The organism is Anthropogastromicrobium sp. (assembly GCF_037349415.1).
GTDB lineage: Bacteria > Bacillota > Clostridia > Lachnospirales > Lachnospiraceae > Anthropogastromicrobium > Anthropogastromicrobium aceti.
In genome coordinates, this window is the sequence record NZ_JAXWCK010000044.1 from 80,769 (window position 1) to 98,259 (window position 17,491).

Sequence of the window (17,491 nt, forward strand, 5' to 3'; positions counted from 1 at the left end):
AATCTGTCTGCGCTCACAAACTGCAGTCAGTATACCATGAGTAGACAGAAAAAGACAAGAGATTCCTGAAAACAGTGGTCATTTATTTAGATTCAACGTCTGTAAGCCGTGACCGGAAAAATCGCCTTGAAAGTGCCTTCCATGAGAATGGAATGACTGGATACAGATAAGGATAGCCGCTTATCGTCTTGTTGCAGATCATAGAGCTGATAAATAAAATAACACCTGCTGCAAAGCCCCAGAAGTCAAAAATAGCAGTTAAAATAAGAGTCAGTATTCTCATAAATTTGAGTGCATAACCAAATTCGTAGCTTGATTGTGTATAATTGGCTACAAAAATAAATGCCATATAGACCATAGATTCCGAATTGAACCAGCCAGATTTAACTGAAAACTCACCTAAGACAATACCAGCTGTGATGCTAAGAGGTGTGGACAGCATATTTGGTGTGTTTACAGCTGCAAGACGAAGACCATCAAGTGCCAGCTCTAAAATAAGAAGCTGTAAAATGATGGGAACATTGATATTATCTTTTATAGCAATGAATGATAACCAATCAGGAAGCATTGTTGGGTGCATTGTAGAAAGCAGATACAAAACGGGAACAAAATATGTCATGAGTGCAATCAGAGCTCTTGTTAGACGAAGGTAGGTGCCGGTGAGCGGAGGAAAATAATAATCGTCTGCTTCCTCAACAATATCAAACAAAGAAGAAGGAAGAATCATGGCACTTGGAGAGTTATCAACAAGTATTATCAGATTGCCCTCAAATACGGCAGCGCATGCAGCGTCAGGGCGTTCTGTAAATTTAAATTTGGGAAATGGATTAAACCATTTGTATGGAAAAATACATTCAGCTAAACTTTCCTGGTTCATAGTAAGTGATTGTACAGTGATATTTTGAATCCGTTTCCGTATAGATGATAAAAGCTTTTTATCAACAAGATCGTCTAAATAGCATAAGCAGATATCTGTTTTGGAGCGTGTTCCAGCCTGCTGCATTTCCATGATTAGCTTCGGATCGCGGATTCGCCGCCGTATCAAGGCAGTATTACATACAAGTGTTTCAACAAAACCGTCGCGAGAGCCGCGCATGGTTTTATCTTTGTCTGGTTCAGATATGCTTCGTGCAGGGTAGCTACGGCAGTCTATTATAAAAAGCTGATCATAGCCATCTATAATAAGAAGGCTCATTCCCTTTAATAGCGAGGTGACGGCAGGCGCAAAGTTTGCTTCCAGTTTGATTTCACAGTAGGGAAGCAAGAGGGTCAAAAAAGAAGATGCATCCGTTGGAAAATCTTCAGGCTGTTTGAAGGAGTCTGTTTTTTTAAACATAAATTCCAAAAGCTTTTCAAGTGTGTCGCTTTTGACAAAGCCATCAATGCAGTAAATAGCAGCTTTGTGTCCTTTTAATTCAATGACACGTGTGATAAGATCAAAGCTTTTGTTGATACAAAGAAGCTTGGAAAGATAGTTCATGTTGATATCTATATTTTTTGAAAGTTTTTCCATAATTGTAGTCCTTTCTGGTGGATCTTGTTTTAGTTTTTACCTATTTGAAGCGAATATGCTTTGAATCATTTTCCATTTTGGACAAAAATGTTAAAATATGGAATAAAATTTGTCGGTGATTTGTAGTTAAAAAAAGATTTTACACATGTAGCAGTAAGTTACAAAAAATCAATAAAAGTCGATTGCACATCAAATTAAATGAGATTAAAGGGCAAAAGAGATTAAATTCGCACGGATCAACATTAAATTTGTCACTTGACAATGAAACTAAACATTGTTATGATTAGTCGTGCAGGCAGCCAAAAAAATATTTGGGATGTTTGCAGCGAAAGCGTTGAATCGGAAGGATACAAGGGTGATTACATGAGTAATAAAGTTGTTTTTTCATTGTTGGTAGATAATGAAGCCGGTGTGCTGAGCCGCGTTGCCGGATTATTCAGCCGCAGAGGTTATAACATTGACAGCCTGACGGTTGGAGAGACACAGGATAAGTGTCACTCCAGAATGACAGTTGTGGCAGAGGGTGAGCCAGAGGTGCTTGAGCAGATTGAAAAGCAGCTCGCAAAGCTGGTAGATGTATCAAAGATTCAGATGTTGCCTGCTGATGCGTCTGTCTGTAGAGAATTGATTTTGATTAAGGTAGCAGCAAAACCGGAGGAAAGAGCGCAGGTAATTGCGATTGCAGATATCTTCCGTGCAAAGATCGTAGATGTCGGAGAAGAATCTATGATGATTGAGCTTACCGGAAATGAAAGCAAGCTGGATGCTTGCACAAAGCTTCTTGAGAAGTTTACGATACTTGAGTTAGCAAGAACTGGTATCACAGGTTTGTCAAGAGGTTCTGAAAATAGCCTTTCCTAATGGAAATGCTTTAAAACATATCAATAGTTATATTAAAACGCGACATTGCAACTCTCTAATTTTAGAGTCTTGTTTTGCATATTTAGTAGGGCAGTTGCTCTACAACACTATATGGAGGATAAAGTTATGGCAACAATTTATTATCAGAAGGACTGCAACCTGTCTTTACTGGAGGGTAAGACCATTGCAATTATCGGATATGGCAGCCAGGGACATGCACATGCAAAGAACGCAAAGGAATCTGGATGCAATGTCATTATTGGTCTGTACAAGGGATCCAAGTCTTGGGCAAAGGCAGAAGCAGAAGGATTTGAAGTATATACAGCGGCAGAGGCTACTAAGAGAGCAGATATTGTCATGATTCTGATTAATGATGAGAAGCAGGCAGCTATGTACAATGAGAGTGTAGCTCCGAACTTAAGACCAGGTATGATGTTAATGTTCGCTCATGGCTTTGCAATCCATTTCAATCAGATCGTTCCGCCGGCAGATGTTGATGTTACAATGATCGCACCGAAGGGACCAGGTCACACAGTACGTTCTACTTATCAGGAAGGCAAGGGTGTTCCGTGTCTGATCGCTGTTCATCAGAATGCTACTGGTAAGGCACATGATCTGGCACTGGCTTACGCATTGGCTATCGGCGGCGCAAGAGCAGGTGTTCTGGAGACAACATTCCGTCAGGAGACTGAGACTGACTTGTTCGGTGAGCAGGCAGTTCTTTGCGGTGGTGTTTGTGCATTGATGAAGACTGGTTATGAGGTACTTGTTGAGGCAGGTTATGAGCCAGAGTCAGCTTACTTTGAGTGTATTCATGAGATGAAGCTGATCGTTGATCTGATCAATGAGTCTGGTTTTGCTGGAATGAGATACTCCATCTCCAATACTGCTGAGTATGGTGATTACATCACTGGACCGAAGATCATTACTGAGGATACTAAGAACGCAATGCGTAAGGTTCTGGCTGATATCCAGAGTGGAGCATTCGCTAAGGAATGGCTGTTAGAGAGTAAGGTTGGTATGCCACACTTCTTGGCTATGAGACGTATGCAGGCTGAGCATCCAGTTGAGAAGGTTGGCGAGGAGTTAAGAAGTCTGATGAGCTGGAAGGATACAAAGAAGCTGATCGATAACTGATTTGATACAACAGCTCATTCTAGCACAGTCGTTCAGAATAAAACATGCTTGCATGTTTTTTCTGAATGTTGTGCTAGGAAGGAGCGCCGCTTCATAAGCAAAACAGCTGCAAAGCAGCGATTAAGCCCTAAGGGGCGGTTTTGCGCATGGTAGGCGCGGGTGAGCTTTTTAATATGTATTTGAACTCACTTTATAAAAATTTTAGGGACTGGTGGAGAAATCTGCCAGTCTTTTTTTCGAAAAATCTTGTTTTTCTTTCGTGTATCAAGTATACTACAAGGGATATGAAAAAACCGATAGGTAATGACTGGATCTATTTGTGCAGCAGGCTGGCTGCTGATCAGTCAATAAAATAGAAAGATTGAGGAGTTTTCGTTATGGCAAATCAGAATGCAAATGATAATGATACAAATGTAATAAATGCGGATAATAATAGCAGCAATGCTAATAGCAATAGAAATGATGATCATGATGCATATGAGAAGGTCTGCTATGTCTGCCGCAGACCAGAGAGCAAGGCAGGAAAGATGATCACAATTTCTCCGGATATTACTATATGTAATGATTGTATGCAAAAAGCATTTAATCAGGTTAACAGTGGTAATTTCCCGAAAATGTTTGGAATCCCAGAGGGATTTCCATTTGCTGGTATGCCAGATGATCTGATGAATATGATGAGCGGCATGAATATGGGAATGCCGGAGAAGCAAAAAATTAAGAAAAAGAAGCCAGATGATCAGGTAAAGCCAATTGACTTAAAGGCAATTCCGTCTCCGCATCAGATTCATGCAAGCTTAAACGAATATGTCGTAGGCCAAGAGCACGCAAAGAAGGTTATGTCTGTCGCTGTATATAATCACTATAAGAGAGTGGCAGCACTTCAGCAAAAAAAGGATGTTGAGATTGAAAAATCAAATATGCTTATGATTGGACCAACAGGAAGCGGTAAAACATATCTAGTTAAGACATTAGCGAAGCTTCTTGATGTGCCGCTTGCTATTGCAGATGCAACATCTCTTACGGAAGCTGGATATATCGGTGATGATATTGAGAGTGTTATCAGTAAGCTTCTTGCAGCAGCAGACAATGATGTAGAGAAAGCACAGACGGGAATTGTGTTTATTGATGAGATTGATAAGCTTGCAAGAAAGAGAGAGACAAATCATCGTGATGTAAATGGTGAGAGTGTTCAGCAGGGTCTGTTAAAGCTTCTTGAAGGTGCTGAGGTAGAAGTTCCTGTTGGTGCATCAAGCAAGAATGCGATGGTGCCTATGGTAACGGTAGATACGACTAATATTTTATTTATCTGTGGCGGCGCTTTTCCAGATCTTGATCAGGTCATTCGCGAGCGTCTGGCAAAGAAATCTTCGATGGGCTTTAATGCAGAGCTTAAAGATCACTATGATAATGAGAAGAATATTTTTCGCTATGTTGAGACAGAGGACCTTAGAAACTTTGGTATGATTCCAGAGTTTTTGGGACGTCTTCCGATTGTCTTTACATTGGATGCACTTGATGAGAAGATGCTGACAAGAATTTTGAGTGAGCCAAAGAATGCACTTTTAAAGCAGTACAGAGAGCTTCTTGCAATGGATGAAGTAGATCTTATATTTGAGCCGGATGCACTTGAGGCAATTGCTGCAAAGGCATTAAAAAAGGATACGGGAGCCAGAGCGCTTCGTGCCATTATTGAAGATTTTATGCTCGATATCATGTATGAGATTCCAAAGGATGATAATATTGGCCGTGTACGTATTACACGCGCTTACGTGGAGCATACAGGCGGACCTGTTATAGAACTTAGAGGACAGGAACCGCTTAGACTGGCGAGTGAAAACTGATCTATAAAATATAATCCATATAATAAGAAAAAGGTGTCAAAACAGTTTAAAGTCTGTTTTTGACACCTTATTTTTAATTATTTGCTTCGTGTTCTGATTTGCTTTTCTTTCGATATGCACTCGGAGAAAGACCTGTAATTTTCTTAAATGTCTGTGAGAAATAGCCAGATGAAGCAAATCCACAGGAACTGCTAATTACAGACATAGAATAATCAGTTGTGGCCAGCAATTTTTCAGCTTTTTTGACACGTGCCTGCATAAGATAATTGATTGGAGAAATGCCATATTCATTAGTAAATGCATGAACAAGATAATATTTGTTGACATGAGAAAATCTTGCCAGCTGTTCTAGTGTGATATCTTCCTCACAGTTTTGGTTGAGATACCGGCGTACAGAATCACATAGGTGAGAAGCTTTCTTGTTTGCTGGAGTAAGAATTGTTGAGAAATTTGTCTGGCGTCCAAAAAGAACAATAAGAATTTCCATTAAATCCTGACATATAGCTTCATGCCCAGGTGCACGTGTTTCAATTTCTTTTAGCATCATCTGTAAATAGAAAACCATCGTATCCTTAATTTCTTTAAAATTAACAATACAAAAATTAGAATGATCATTTTCAGAGGAAAGTTCCAGACCTTCAATGCCAAGTACAATATATTTCATTGGATGGGAGTGAAGTCCAAGCTCAGTGTGTGAAATATTTGGATTGATGATAATTAAGTCATTTGCTTTAACAGGGAAGATTTTGTCTTCTACCTGAAACTGTCCAATGCCTTCAAGAACATAAAAAAGCTCAGAACAATAGTGCGTATGAGGTGTGCTAAGCCAGTCGCCGCTGTAGGTAGCGGAGGAAATATAAAGAAGCTTAGCCTTGTTTCGGATTAAATATTCTTTTGTAATTGAGATGTCGTAACGTTCATCTGCCATAAAATCTCCTTTCAGTGAAAAAGAATCGTCGTAATGCTATGATAGCATAGAAAAAAAGAAAAGTTTATAATAAATTGTTATAAATTTAAAGAATATTGCTGAGCAATATCAATAAAGTAAAAAGGAAAAACTGTTAAAATATACGATAAAATAGTGCTTTATCCTAAGAAAAAATATAAAATGCTGAAAAATATAGACGTGAAATCGCAAAAAAACGCTTGAAATAGCAAGATAATAACAAAACAGAGCAATATAAAAGTAGAAATAAGGAGATGGGAAAGTTATAATAAGATCATCAAGAACAGAAAAACAAATTTTTAAGGAGGAATTTATTATGAGAAAGAAATTAACAGCAGTCCTTCCGGCAGCAGCTATGTTTGCATATGCGCTTGCAGGAACTACGGGAATTGCACAGAATGTTTACGCAGCGGATGAAGAGGAGACATTAACAGTATGGTGTTGGGATCCTACATTCAACGTATATGCAATGAAGCAGGCTGAGGCTGAATACCAGAAGGATCACCCGAATTTCAAGCTTGACATTCAGGAGAAGGTTTACTCTGATATTGAGCAGAGCTTGATTACAGCAGCAGAGGCTGGTACATATGATACGCTGCCAGATATCTTTTTAATGCAGGATTATTCTTTCCATAAGAATGTAACTAATTATCCGGAGATTTTCACTGAGTTAACAGATTCAGGAATTGATTTTTCACAGTTCTCAGCAGGTAAGCTGGCAGACTCTACAGTAGATGAAAAGAATTATGGTGTTCCGTTTGATAATGGTGCGACCATCATGGCAATTCGTTCTGATATGGTAGAGAAGGCTGGACTTAAGGTAGAAGATTTCATGGATACTACATGGTCTGAATTTATCGAGCTGGCAAAGAAGGTAGTAGAAGCAAATGATGTTCCGATGCTGACAAGCTCAGGCGGTTCAGAGATCGTAATTGAGATGCTGCAGTCTGCAGGCGCATCTCCGATTGTAGATGGAGAAGTTAAACTTGTAGATAACGAAGCACTGAAGGCAGCAATTGAAGTATATAAGCAACTGATCGACGAGGGTATCATGGTAGACTACACTGACTGGGATCAGTATATCGCTTCCATGAACAAGGGAACAGCAGCAGGCGTTATTCAGGGATGCTGGATCATGTCTTCCATTCAGGCAGCAGAGGATCAGTCTGGTAAGTGGGCGATCGTAAATATGCCGGCACTTGATGATATCGAGGGAGCAACAAACTACGCAAACTGTGGCGGTGCGAGCTGGGCAGTATCTTCTAACTGCAAGAATACAGAACTTGCTTTTGATTTCTTGAACTCTACTTTTGGCGCAGATGTTGATCTTTACGATGATCTGCTTGTAAATGCAGGTGCAATCGCAAGTTATCTGCCAGCTGCAGAGTCTGATGTATACAATGAGACTTCTGATTTCTACGGCGGACAGGCTGTATATAAGGATATCGTTGAATTTGCAGGACAGGTTCCGGGAATTGATTATGGCGCATATTATTCTGATATCAGAAGTGCACTGACGGATGCTGTTACAAATGTGGTTCAGAATGATGCTGACATTGATGAAGAGATTCAGAATGCACAGGATACCGTTGAGTTTAACATTAGCGAGTAATTAAGGAAATTCTGGTACCGGGGATGCAGTGCGTTCCCGGTATATTTTTATCACCATATTTGCCATAAAAATTGAATTTCTGCTTTAATACAGACATCTACAGAAAGCATTTTTGCATGGCTCTGAATAATTACAAAATAGAAAGGCGTGGTTAACGTGAAAAGACAAAAAACAAAGATGAGCCTGGAAAAAAGACATAATCTTACAGGATGGTTTTTCTTAATTCCAGCCGCACTTCTCATTTTTATATTCTGCTTTTATCCGATGGTGCAGGCATTTGTGCTTTCTTTTTCAAAAAAGGGTACAGGTGGTGCAAGCACTTTTGCAGGATTGGCAAATTATAAGAGAATCTTGAAGGATAAAACATTCCAACAATGCTTGTTTAATACTGTATTTTACTTTTTGATCCAAGTGCCGATTATGTTAATTTTGGCACTTTGTCTTGCTCAGCTTCTGAATAATCCAAAGATTAAAGGAAAAAGTATTTTCCGTACATTGATTTTCCTTCCATGTGCGACATCACTTGTATCATATTCTATGATTTTCAAATCCTTGTTTGCACAGGATGGTCTTGTTAACAATGTTATTGCAGCGATTGGTTTGACACCAGTAAATTGGTTCCAGGATGCATGGGCAGCACGTTTTGTAATTGTAATTGCATTGATTTGGCGATGGACTGGCTACAATATGGTATTTTATCTTGCTGGATTGCAGAATATTGATTATTCAGTCTATGAGGCAAGCTACATTGACGGTGCAAGTCCATTCAAGCAGTTTACACGTATCACCATTCCACTGTTAAAGCCGACCATTTTGTTAACTGCAATTATGTCCACATCAGGAACATTGCAGTTGTTTGATGAGTCAGTGAACCTGACGGGCGGAGGTCCAGGAAAATCGACTATGACACTGGCACATTATGTTTATAATATTTCCTTTGTAGAGACACCAAAATTTAATTATGCCGCAGCAATTTCGGTATTTATTTTGGTAAGCGTGGCAATTCTGTCAGCGATTCAGATGAAAGTAGGTGATAAACGTGACTAAAGTAAAAACAACAATATCCTATGTGATTTTGGTTCTTGCAAGTTTTCTGTCAGCGTTTCCTCTATATTATATGATATCAGGTGCGACAAACGCTAGCATCGACATTGTTAGAGGAAAACTGATTCCTGGAACTCATCTGTTGGAAAATTATAGGACATTGATTGAGACACAAAATTTAGGTCTTGCAATGTTTAACTCTTTTAGAAATGCGATTGTAATAACGGTAATCTCACTTCTTGTCTGCTCAATTGCAGGTTACGGTTTTGAGATTTATCATGATAAGGGAAAGGATATTTTAATGAATATCCTTCTGCTTGCAATGATGCTTCCGTTTGTTGCTATTATGATTCCATTATTTAAGCTGTTTGCATCATGGAAGCTTGTAAATACTTGGATTGCACTGGCATTGCCTTCTATTTCGACGCCATTTTTGATTATGATGTTTCGTCAGGCAGCAAGATCTTTCCCTCATGATATTATTGAGGCTGCACGATTAGAGGGATTAAGCGAGATTAAGATTTTCTTTACGATGTTTATTCCTGTTATGAAATCTACCTATGGTGCAGCTATGACGGTAACATTTATGAATGCATGGAACAATTATCTGTGGCCAACAATTATCCTTCAGGATAAAAATGAGGTCACAATGCCGATGTTAGTAGCAAATTTAAAGAGTGGCTATAGTGTAGATTACGGAATGCTTATGTTAGGTGTACTGATCTGTACACTGCCGACAGCGATTATTTTCCTTTGTCTGCAGAAGAGCTTTGCAAATGGAATTGCAGGAGCAGTAAAATAATGAAAAATAAGTATTGTCTGTATGAAAAAGATTGGCAAAAGGCAAAGGCTGCGCTTTTGCTGGCAAAAAACTTTGGTCTGATTCTTGACGACAGCTTAGAAGCGTTAGAAGAGCGCCGCAAAGAAAAAAATGAAGAGAACAGGCATAAGCAGGAAAAAGGGGAACTGTTTTATGGGCCATGTTTTTATACGCCACCGATGTATCTTCAATATGAGCTGACAAGATTTCGCCTGGATTTTGTACAGCCATCTGAAAAAATCAAACAGCTGGGTGTTTGTCCATCCTTTACACGGGAAGAAAGACTGAATTTTTATGAAAATAATCATGATCTTTTTGGACGTTATCATGGAGATTATTTCACATTTGAGGATGTAGAGCAGATCATTGAGAAAAGATTGAGAGAGGAAGCATATGACAAACTCATTCAAAACATATTATGTCAGTCAGATTGACGGAAATGATACAAATGATGGTTTGAGCAAATCATCTGCATTTGCAACTTTGTTTGCCATTAACCGTTTGACGCTGAAGCCAGGAGATCGTGTGCTTTTAGCCAGGGGATCTGTTTTTGAAGGACAGTTTTTACAGATCAAAGACAGTGGAACAAAAGAATCTCCGATTGAGATTGGTGCATATTTGCCAGAGAGCGGCGAGGAATTTTATGAGGAAGTATTGCCGGTGATTGCAGCAAATGGACAGGGAATCTGGTATCAGGATTATGGCACAGAATTAGATTCGCCAACACATGTGTATCAGGGATATGTGTCATCAGCAGTGCTGCTGTACGATGCAGAATATATCTGGATTCATGATATTGAGATTACAAACAGTGCAGAGAACATCATTGGAGAAACATATAGTGCACCTTATAAGATGAATCGCACAGGAGTTGCTGTTACTGCAAGGGACAAGGGAGTAAGAAGTGGTATTTACCTGCAGAATCTTTATGTTCATGACGTTAATGGAAATGTTTACGATAAGCATATGAATAATGGCGGCATTTACATGACAGCATTAAAGCCGGCAAATGAAGATATTACAGGGGCAGCTCGTTTTTGTGATATTACAGTAGAAAGCTGCTTTGTCTACCGGACAAGTCGCTGGGGAATTGCAGTTGGATATACATATGCACATGATAAATTTCAGGGAGCTATATTGGACGAAGTAGCATTCCTTAAGTATGGTCATGAACATGTGGTGATTCGCAATAATTATGTCAAGGAAGCAGGCGGAGATGGCATTACAGCTATGTATGCGCTTCGTCCGCTTGTGGAACACAATATGACGGATTGTGTAGCGCAGGAAATTAATGATCGTATTTATTGTTGTCCAAAAAATCGTGCAGGAAAGGTAGCGGCAGCCATTTGGCCATGGAAATGTAAGGATGCGCTGTTTCGTTACAATGAAGCAGCGGATACGAGATTAAATCAGGATGGAATGGCTTATGATGCAGATTCTGGAGATGGAACGACATATGAATATAATTACAGCAGACAAAATGAAGGCGGATGTGTGATGTTTTGTCTTGATGAAGCAATTCATAATACTTTCAGTCACAATGTAAGTTATGATGATCTTGGAGGAACAATAAGTCCATCCTTGAATCCTGATGCATTGCTTTCTCATAATATTTTCTATGTCAGAGAAGGTGTTCCATTTGTGAGAAATCAGATGGGCGGCGGAAACTATACTGAGGAAGAAAACCAGATTATTGTGTTGAAATAAGAGCAGTAAAACAAAAAGAGAATGAGAAAATTTTCGATAGGAGGATAACGTAAGATGAGCCAGACAAAGGGAAGAGTTACGATTCCGACCAATCTAGACGTTGTACCAGAAACAATTGAACTAATGAAACGCTGGGGAGCGGATGCAATACGTGACTGTGATGGAACTGAATTTCCAGAGGAATTGACAAAAACGGGTGCAAAAATTTATGCGACTTATTATACAACAAGAAAAGATAATGAGTGGGCAAAGGCAAATCCAGATGAGGTGCAGCAGTGCTATGTGATGACAGCCTTTTATACAGCGGTTGACAAAGAACTTTCCATCCCGCTTATGAAGGGAATATCAGATGAACTGATGAAGGTCAATACAAGAGATGATATCAAAAGATGGTGGGAAGTTATTGATCGTTCAACAGGTGAGATCGTGCCGACAACGAATTGGAATTATCAGGAAGAGACTGGCTGTGTGGTGATCTGCGACGCTGTGCCATTCCATGAATATACGGTTAGCTTTTTAGCATATATTATCTGGGATCCAGTTCATATGTATAATGCAGTAACAAATGAATGGAAGGACTTTGAGCATCAGATTACTTTTGATGTGCGCCAGCCAAAGACACATAAGTATTCATTAGAGCGTCTTCGCAAGTATTGTGAAGAACATCCATATGTGAATGTTATTCGTTATACAACATTTTTCCATCAGTTTACTCTTATGTTTGACGAGTTGAAGAGAGAAAAATATGTGGATTGGTATGGTTATTCTGCATCAGTCAGTCCTTATATTTTAGAGCAGTTTGAAAAAGAGGTGGGTTATCCATTCCGTCCGGAGTATATAATCGATCAGGGCTATTATAATAACCAGTATCGCGTTCCGAGCAAGGAATTTAAAGATTTCCAGGCATTCCAGCGCAGAGAAGTCGCAAAGCTGGCAAAGGAAATGGTAGATATTACTCACGAGTGTGGTAAAGAAGCCATGATGTTTTTAGGCGATCATTGGATTGGAACAGAACCGTTTATGGAAGAGTTTGCTACAATTGGACTCGATGCAGTTGTAGGAAGCGTTGGAAATGGAAGTACATTGCGTCTGATTTCTGATATTAAGGGCGTAAAATATACAGAAGGCCGTTTCCTGCCTTACTTCTTCCCAGATACATTCCATGAGAATGGAGATCCAGTGAAGGAAGCAAAGGAAAACTGGATTACAGCAAGGCGGGCGATTTTAAGAAAACCGATTGATCGCATCGGATATGGCGGCTACTTAAAACTGACACTCGATTTCCCTGAATTTTTACAGTATGTTGAGGATGTATGTAATGAGTTTCGTGAGTTATATGAAAATGCAAAGGGAACGACACCATATTGTGTGAAAAAGGTGGCAGTGCTCAATAGCTGGGGCAAGATTCGCAGCTGGGGATGTCATATGGTACATCATGCGCTGTATCAGAAGCAAAATTATAGCTATGCTGGAATTATTGAGGCACTTAGCGGAGCACCATTTGATGTTTGCTTCATTTCATTTGATGATATTCTTCAAAATCCGCATATATTAAAGGATATTGATGTTATTATCAATGTTGGAGATGGTGACACAGCTCATACTGGTGGAAGTGTTTGGGAAAATCCCCAAATCTCATCTGCAATTCGTGAATTTGTTTACAATGGAGGTGGATTTATTGGTGTTGGTGAACCATCTGGTCATCAATTCCAGGGTCATTTCTTACAGCTGGCGGATTTGATTGGTGTTGAGAAAGAGACAGGATTTACTTTGAATTACGATAAGTATAACTGGGAAGAACATCAGGATCATTTCATTCTTGCCGATACAACAAAGCCGGTAGACTTTGGAGAGGGAAAGAAGAGTATGTACGCATATGCCGGTACAGAAATTCTTGTACAGCGTGAAAAGGAAGTACAGATGGCTGTAAATGAGTTTGGTAAGGGTCGAAGCGTATATATTAGCGGTCTGCCATATAATTTTGAGAACAGCCGTATCTTATATCGAAGCATTTTGTGGAGTGCGCATGGTGAGGCTGTTTTAAATCAGTGGTTTAGCACAAACTTTAATGTAGAAGTCCATGCTTATGTAAAGAATGGAAAATTCTGCGTGGTGAATAATACTTATGAGCCACAGAAGACTACTGTTTACCGCGGTGACAAAAGCAGCTTTGAGTTGGAAATGGCGCCGAATGAGATTAAGTGGTACATGATTTAACAAAATAATAAAAAGACTTTCTAAAACAATCATAACGTACATATGCTAGTATGACGAGATTTGTTTTAGGGAGTCTTTTTTGAACTGTCAGGATCAGATTTATTCAGAGGAATATATTGATTTTATTGGGAATCGAAGTCTTATTGAGTCAAAGTATACGCTTGATTGCAAACAGCCATTAGGTGCTAGGTTTGCATCTCTTTACCTGAAGCTTTCGGATGGATATGAAGATGGAACTGTCTATGGCTATTATAACATTCCAAAGCTGTTTGGTTTGCAGGATACAGGAAGTATGGAATCATCTGGTATTTTGCAGGTAAGGGAAAATCCATATCTTAAGCTTGATGGAAGTGGTGTTTTGATTGGATTTGTGGATACGGGAATTGATTATGCAGGTTCCATTTTTCTAAAACAAGATGGAACAACTAGAGTAACAGCAATCTGGGATCAGACAATACCGGCCGGAAGCCCAATCAGACTGTCTGCGCAGCCAGAGCTTCCAGAGACGCCAGAGAACATTACAAGAACGCCGGAAGGATTTTTATATGGAAGCGAATTTACGCATGAGCAGTTAAACGCAGCAGTAAAAATGGCAGATGCTTATGAAGGAATTTCGTCAAGGGATGAAAATGGTCATGGAACTTTTTTGGCTTCTATAGCGGCAGGAAATGAGCTGCCAGATGGAAGCTTTACTGGTGCAGCGCCAAAAGCAGATATTGCAATGGTAAAGTTAAAGCCTGCTAAGAATCGTTTGCGAGCTTATTATCAGATTAAAGAGGATGCGGTGGCCTATCAGGAAAATGATATTATGGCAGGTGTTCTTTATCTTGTATCGCTGGCAAAGAAGCGTCAACAGCCACTTGTGATTTGTCTGGGACTGGGAACGAATGCTGGATCACATCGAGGCGGCTTGCCGCTTGCAAGAATGCTTGAAGAGCTTGGAAGTTCAGTTGGCATCACAATTGTGGCAGGAACAGGAAATGAGACATCAAGAGGTCATCATTTTGAAGGACAAATTTCATCAGAAAGCGGATATGAGGATGTAGAGATCCGTGTGGCAGAGGGAGAGAATGGCTTCTTTCTTGAATTGTGGGCAAGTGCACCAGAAACATATTCAGTTGCGATACGTTCTCCGAATGGAGAAGTAATTCCAAGAATATATGTGAGGCCAGGGCGCATTGAAATTTTAAATTTTGCACTGGCACAGACAAGAGTAGAGGTTTCTTACAGACTCTCTGTTACGGGAACAGGTGAGTTTCTTGCACTGCTTCGTTTTATCAATATTACACCAGGTGTCTGGACAGTACGTGTATATAATGATCTTTTTATAACAGGTCATTATCATATGTGGCTTCCGATAGAATCATTTTTGAGGCAGGATACTGTATTCCTTCGTCCTTCAGAATTTATAACGCTTACTTCGCCGTCTGATGCAGCAAATGTGATTTCAGTCAGCAATTACAATTATCAAAATAATAGTGTTTACTTGTATTCAGGGCGTGGCTATACTACAGATGGAAGGATTTGTCCGGATTTGGCGGCGCCTGGCGTTGGAATTGAAGGCTTTACATCGTCATTATCAGGTGTGGGAAATGAACTTCGTCGTGTGCAAAGAAGTGGTTCAAGTGTCGCAGCAGCACATATGGCGGGTGCAGCGGCATTATTTTGTCAGTGGACAAGAGAAAGTGGGATTCGCTATTTTAGCAGTACAGACGTAAAGACGTATTTTATAAGAGGTGCAAAAAGGGATTCATCGAGAACATATCCTAATAGGGAATGGGGATTTGGAACGCTTGATTTGTATGGCGTTTTTAGAAATTTTCAGACGCAGATTTTCTGAAGTCGTTATAATTCACGCGTAATGTGAACTGTAACCTGAATTCTAGTAAAAAAAATACTGTACAGATTCGAGAAAAAGAGGTATAATCTTAACAGATATTTCGGTAAAAATGGCGAAAAATCTGTTAAAAAGAAAAATTATTATGCATCAGACGAAAGGGATGAAAGGAGAAAATCAATATGGAGATGCAAAATCAGATAAAGAAATATGTGGCACTATATGAAAGTGAAGTTAGAAAACTGGCAGACCAGTTAAGAAATGAAAGCATGCCACAGCTAACAGAGGAGCTTTTTAGCGAATTTGAAACAAATGGAAACCGTATGCGATATGAGGCTGTTTACTTTGGAAGAAGAAAATTCTTATCAGTGCTTGGTCTTGCAAGTGTGATCTGGCATGAAAAAGAAGATATTCAAAAGTTAGAAGAGGTAATACGGGAAATATGTGCAGAGGAGTGTTGGGCACTTCCGGCACACGTAAGAAGAAAGGAAAATCCTAATTGGAGAGGTGTAATCGATCTTTTTGCAAGTGAAACAGGTCAGACACTTGCACATATTACAACTCTTTTAAAGGATGAGCTTTCAGAAGATGTGATTACGCTTGCGCAAAATGAAGTGAAGGCTCGCATTCTTAAGCCATTTATAGAGTCGAAGGTGCCATATGCAAGCTGGGAACAGGCAACGAATAATTGGAATGCTGTTTGCTGTGGTAATGTGGGAAGTGCAGCTCTTCTTCTTATGGAGGAAGGAACAGAAAAGAAAAAATTGTTAGAACGACTTAATTATGCACTGGAACATTATTATTTAGAAGGTTTTGGCATGGATGGAGCGTGTCAGGAGGGACTTGGTTACTGGGTATATGGCTTTACGTATTTTACATTATTTGCATTAGCACAAAGAGAATACGATCCATCAAAGGATCTGATGGCATCTGAAAAGGTAAATGCGATAGCTCATTTTCAACAGAAGTGTTATTTTGCCGGAGGTCGTACGATTAGCTTTTCTGATGGTGATTCAAGAGGAACATATCCAATGGGACTTACATGTTGTCTGGCAGATCAGTACAGTGATATTCGTTTTCCAGATACATTATATGCGCAAAAGCTTGATGGAGACAGCTGTTGGAGATGGGTTGGCATTTACTGGAGCTGGTATTGGACGCATCGCTATTTAGACGATGTACAGAATAAAAAGGCAGAAGAACCAAAGCCGTTAGAACAAAGCGGTGCTTGTGTTTTACAGGATGCGCAGTGGTGTATTTTAAGAGGTGCAAAACAAACAGCTGTTATTGCAAAGGGTGGAAATAATGGTGAACCACATAATCATAATGATGTTGGAAGTTTTCATTACCTGGTAGACGGAGAAGCTTTTTTGGATGATTTAGGCGCTGGAGAATACACAAAGGATTATTTTTCTGAAAAACGTTATGAGGTTTTCTGTAATAGAGGCGAGAGCCACAATATTCCGATCATTGGAGATGTTGATCAAAAGGCAGGAAAGGAATACTGTGCCGACAGATTTGAATTAACGAAAGATCGCAATATTTTGATTTCATTTGGAAAAGCATATGGAATTGAAGCACAGAAGGTATACCGTGAGATTTGGCTAGATGAAAATACGGGAAAACTTACTGTATGTGATTATATTCAGTGCAGACCGGGTGTTGAAGTTCATGAAAATCTTGTTACCAGACTGCCTGTAAGTGTTGAAAATGATAGTGTCGTAATTCATGGAGAAAAGCATTGTGTTATTTTACATGCAGAGGGACGTAAGGGTGAATTTAAAATCAAAACAGTAGAACATTCTAACCATCAAGGTATCTTGGAGAATATTAATGTTATTCGCTGGGACGTTTGCTGTGATGAACCTCAAAACAGCAAAATTGGTATTGCAGACAGCAAAATTTGTCTACACATAACAGAATAAAACTAGTATAATTGAATGGGCAGGTAGTAAC

13 protein-coding genes are annotated in these 17,491 nt (G+C 39.5%); 11 read left to right on the top strand and 2 right to left on the bottom strand.

Annotated features, from left to right (window positions below):
* Positions 1–82: 82 nt before the first annotated feature.
* A complete protein-coding gene (locus WJP93_RS10385) occupies positions 83–1,513 on the bottom strand; it encodes a spore germination protein (protein ID WP_308731665.1) in 1,431 nt (476 codons plus the stop codon).
* A 363-nt stretch (positions 1,514–1,876) separates the two neighbouring features.
* On the opposite strand from WJP93_RS10385, the gene ilvN reads away from it, so the two are divergent.
* The 3 genes from ilvN (at position 1,877) to clpX (ending at position 5,352) form a co-directional block, all read left to right on the top strand.
* Positions 1,877–2,374 carry an acetolactate synthase small subunit gene (gene ilvN / locus WJP93_RS10390; RefSeq protein WP_337548179.1) on the top strand — a complete coding sequence of 166 codons (498 nt, stop codon included), beginning with the start codon at positions 1,877–1,879 and terminating at the stop codon, positions 2,372–2,374.
* 111 nt (positions 2,375–2,485) lie between these two features.
* Positions 2,486–3,511, top strand: coding sequence for a ketol-acid reductoisomerase (ilvC, locus tag WJP93_RS10395; protein ID WP_227099907.1), 1,026 nt, complete (start codon positions 2,486–2,488; stop codon positions 3,509–3,511).
* 377 nt (positions 3,512–3,888) lie between these two features.
* Positions 3,889–5,352: an ATP-dependent Clp protease ATP-binding subunit ClpX gene (gene clpX / locus WJP93_RS10400; RefSeq protein ID WP_337548180.1), complete on the top strand. Its 1,464-nt coding sequence runs from the start codon at positions 3,889–3,891 to the stop codon at positions 5,350–5,352.
* Positions 5,353–5,425: 73 nt separating this feature from the next.
* Here the strand turns inward: clpX and WJP93_RS10405 are convergent, their stop codons facing one another.
* Positions 5,426–6,280, bottom strand: a complete 855-nt coding sequence (locus WJP93_RS10405) for an AraC family transcriptional regulator (RefSeq protein ID WP_262535690.1) — start codon at positions 6,278–6,280, stop codon at positions 5,426–5,428.
* Between the two features lie 334 nt (positions 6,281–6,614).
* Here WJP93_RS10405 and WJP93_RS10410 point away from each other — a divergent pair, with 334 nt between their 5' ends.
* From WJP93_RS10410 to WJP93_RS10445, 8 genes are all read left to right on the top strand, one after another.
* On the top strand, positions 6,615–7,910 hold the full coding sequence (locus tag WJP93_RS10410) for an extracellular solute-binding protein (protein WP_337548181.1): 1,296 nt from the start codon (positions 6,615–6,617) through the stop codon (positions 7,908–7,910).
* 177 nt (positions 7,911–8,087) lie between these two features.
* Positions 8,088–8,957 (top strand): sugar ABC transporter permease, encoded by an 870-nt coding sequence (locus tag WJP93_RS10415; protein ID WP_262535867.1) that lies wholly within the window; start codon positions 8,088–8,090, stop codon positions 8,955–8,957.
* Complete coding sequence (locus WJP93_RS10420) at positions 8,950–9,756, top strand: carbohydrate ABC transporter permease (protein ID WP_262535692.1); 807 nt, start codon at positions 8,950–8,952, stop codon at positions 9,754–9,756. The genes WJP93_RS10415 and WJP93_RS10420 overlap by 8 nt, the downstream gene beginning before the upstream one ends.
* Positions 9,756–10,208 carry a hypothetical protein gene (locus WJP93_RS10425; RefSeq protein ID WP_337548182.1) on the top strand — a complete coding sequence of 151 codons (453 nt, stop codon included), beginning with the start codon at positions 9,756–9,758 and terminating at the stop codon, positions 10,206–10,208. The genes WJP93_RS10420 and WJP93_RS10425 overlap by 1 nt, the downstream gene beginning before the upstream one ends.
* Positions 10,168–11,481 carry a polyhydroxyalkanoate depolymerase gene (locus WJP93_RS10430; RefSeq protein ID WP_337548183.1) on the top strand — a complete coding sequence of 438 codons (1,314 nt, stop codon included), beginning with the start codon at positions 10,168–10,170 and terminating at the stop codon, positions 11,479–11,481. Before WJP93_RS10425 ends, WJP93_RS10430 begins: the two co-directional genes overlap by 41 nt.
* 54 nt (positions 11,482–11,535) lie before the next feature.
* Positions 11,536–13,698 (top strand): 1,3-beta-galactosyl-N-acetylhexosamine phosphorylase, encoded by a 2,163-nt coding sequence (gene gnpA, locus WJP93_RS10435; RefSeq protein WP_337548184.1) that lies wholly within the window; start codon positions 11,536–11,538, stop codon positions 13,696–13,698.
* 79 nt (positions 13,699–13,777) lie between these two features.
* Entirely contained in the window at positions 13,778–15,538 is a 1,761-nt protein-coding gene (locus tag WJP93_RS10440) for a S8 family peptidase (RefSeq protein ID WP_337548186.1), read from the top strand.
* Positions 15,539–15,717: 179 nt separating this feature from the next.
* Positions 15,718–17,460: a heparinase II/III family protein gene (locus tag WJP93_RS10445; protein WP_337548187.1), complete on the top strand. Its 1,743-nt coding sequence runs from the start codon at positions 15,718–15,720 to the stop codon at positions 17,458–17,460.
* Positions 17,461–17,491: the final 31 nt, after the last annotated feature.

What these genes read in the sequence shown, in the direction of transcription:
- WJP93_RS10385 (WP_308731665.1), bottom strand. Translation starts at nt 1,513, where the DNA reads ATGGAAAAACTTTCAAAAAATATAGATATCAACATGAACTATCTTTCC.
- ilvN (WP_337548179.1), top strand. Translation starts at nt 1,877, where the DNA reads ATGAGTAATAAAGTTGTTTTTTCATTGTTGGTAGATAATGAAGCCGGT.
- ilvC (WP_227099907.1), top strand. Translation starts at nt 2,486, where the DNA reads ATGGAGGATAAAGTTATGGCAACAATTTATTATCAGAAGGACTGCAAC.
- clpX (WP_337548180.1), top strand. Translation starts at nt 3,889, where the DNA reads ATGGCAAATCAGAATGCAAATGATAATGATACAAATGTAATAAATGCG.
- WJP93_RS10405 (WP_262535690.1), bottom strand. Translation starts at nt 6,280, where the DNA reads ATGGCAGATGAACGTTACGACATCTCAATTACAAAAGAATATTTAATC.
- WJP93_RS10410 (WP_337548181.1), top strand. Translation starts at nt 6,615, where the DNA reads ATGAGAAAGAAATTAACAGCAGTCCTTCCGGCAGCAGCTATGTTTGCA.
- WJP93_RS10415 (WP_262535867.1), top strand. Translation starts at nt 8,088, where the DNA reads ATGAGCCTGGAAAAAAGACATAATCTTACAGGATGGTTTTTCTTAATT.
- WJP93_RS10425 (WP_337548182.1), top strand. Translation starts at nt 9,756, where the DNA reads ATGAAAAATAAGTATTGTCTGTATGAAAAAGATTGGCAAAAGGCAAAG.
- WJP93_RS10430 (WP_337548183.1), top strand. Translation starts at nt 10,168, where the DNA reads ATGACAAACTCATTCAAAACATATTATGTCAGTCAGATTGACGGAAAT.
- gnpA (WP_337548184.1), top strand. Translation starts at nt 11,536, where the DNA reads ATGAGCCAGACAAAGGGAAGAGTTACGATTCCGACCAATCTAGACGTT.
- WJP93_RS10445 (WP_337548187.1), top strand. Translation starts at nt 15,718, where the DNA reads ATGGAGATGCAAAATCAGATAAAGAAATATGTGGCACTATATGAAAGT.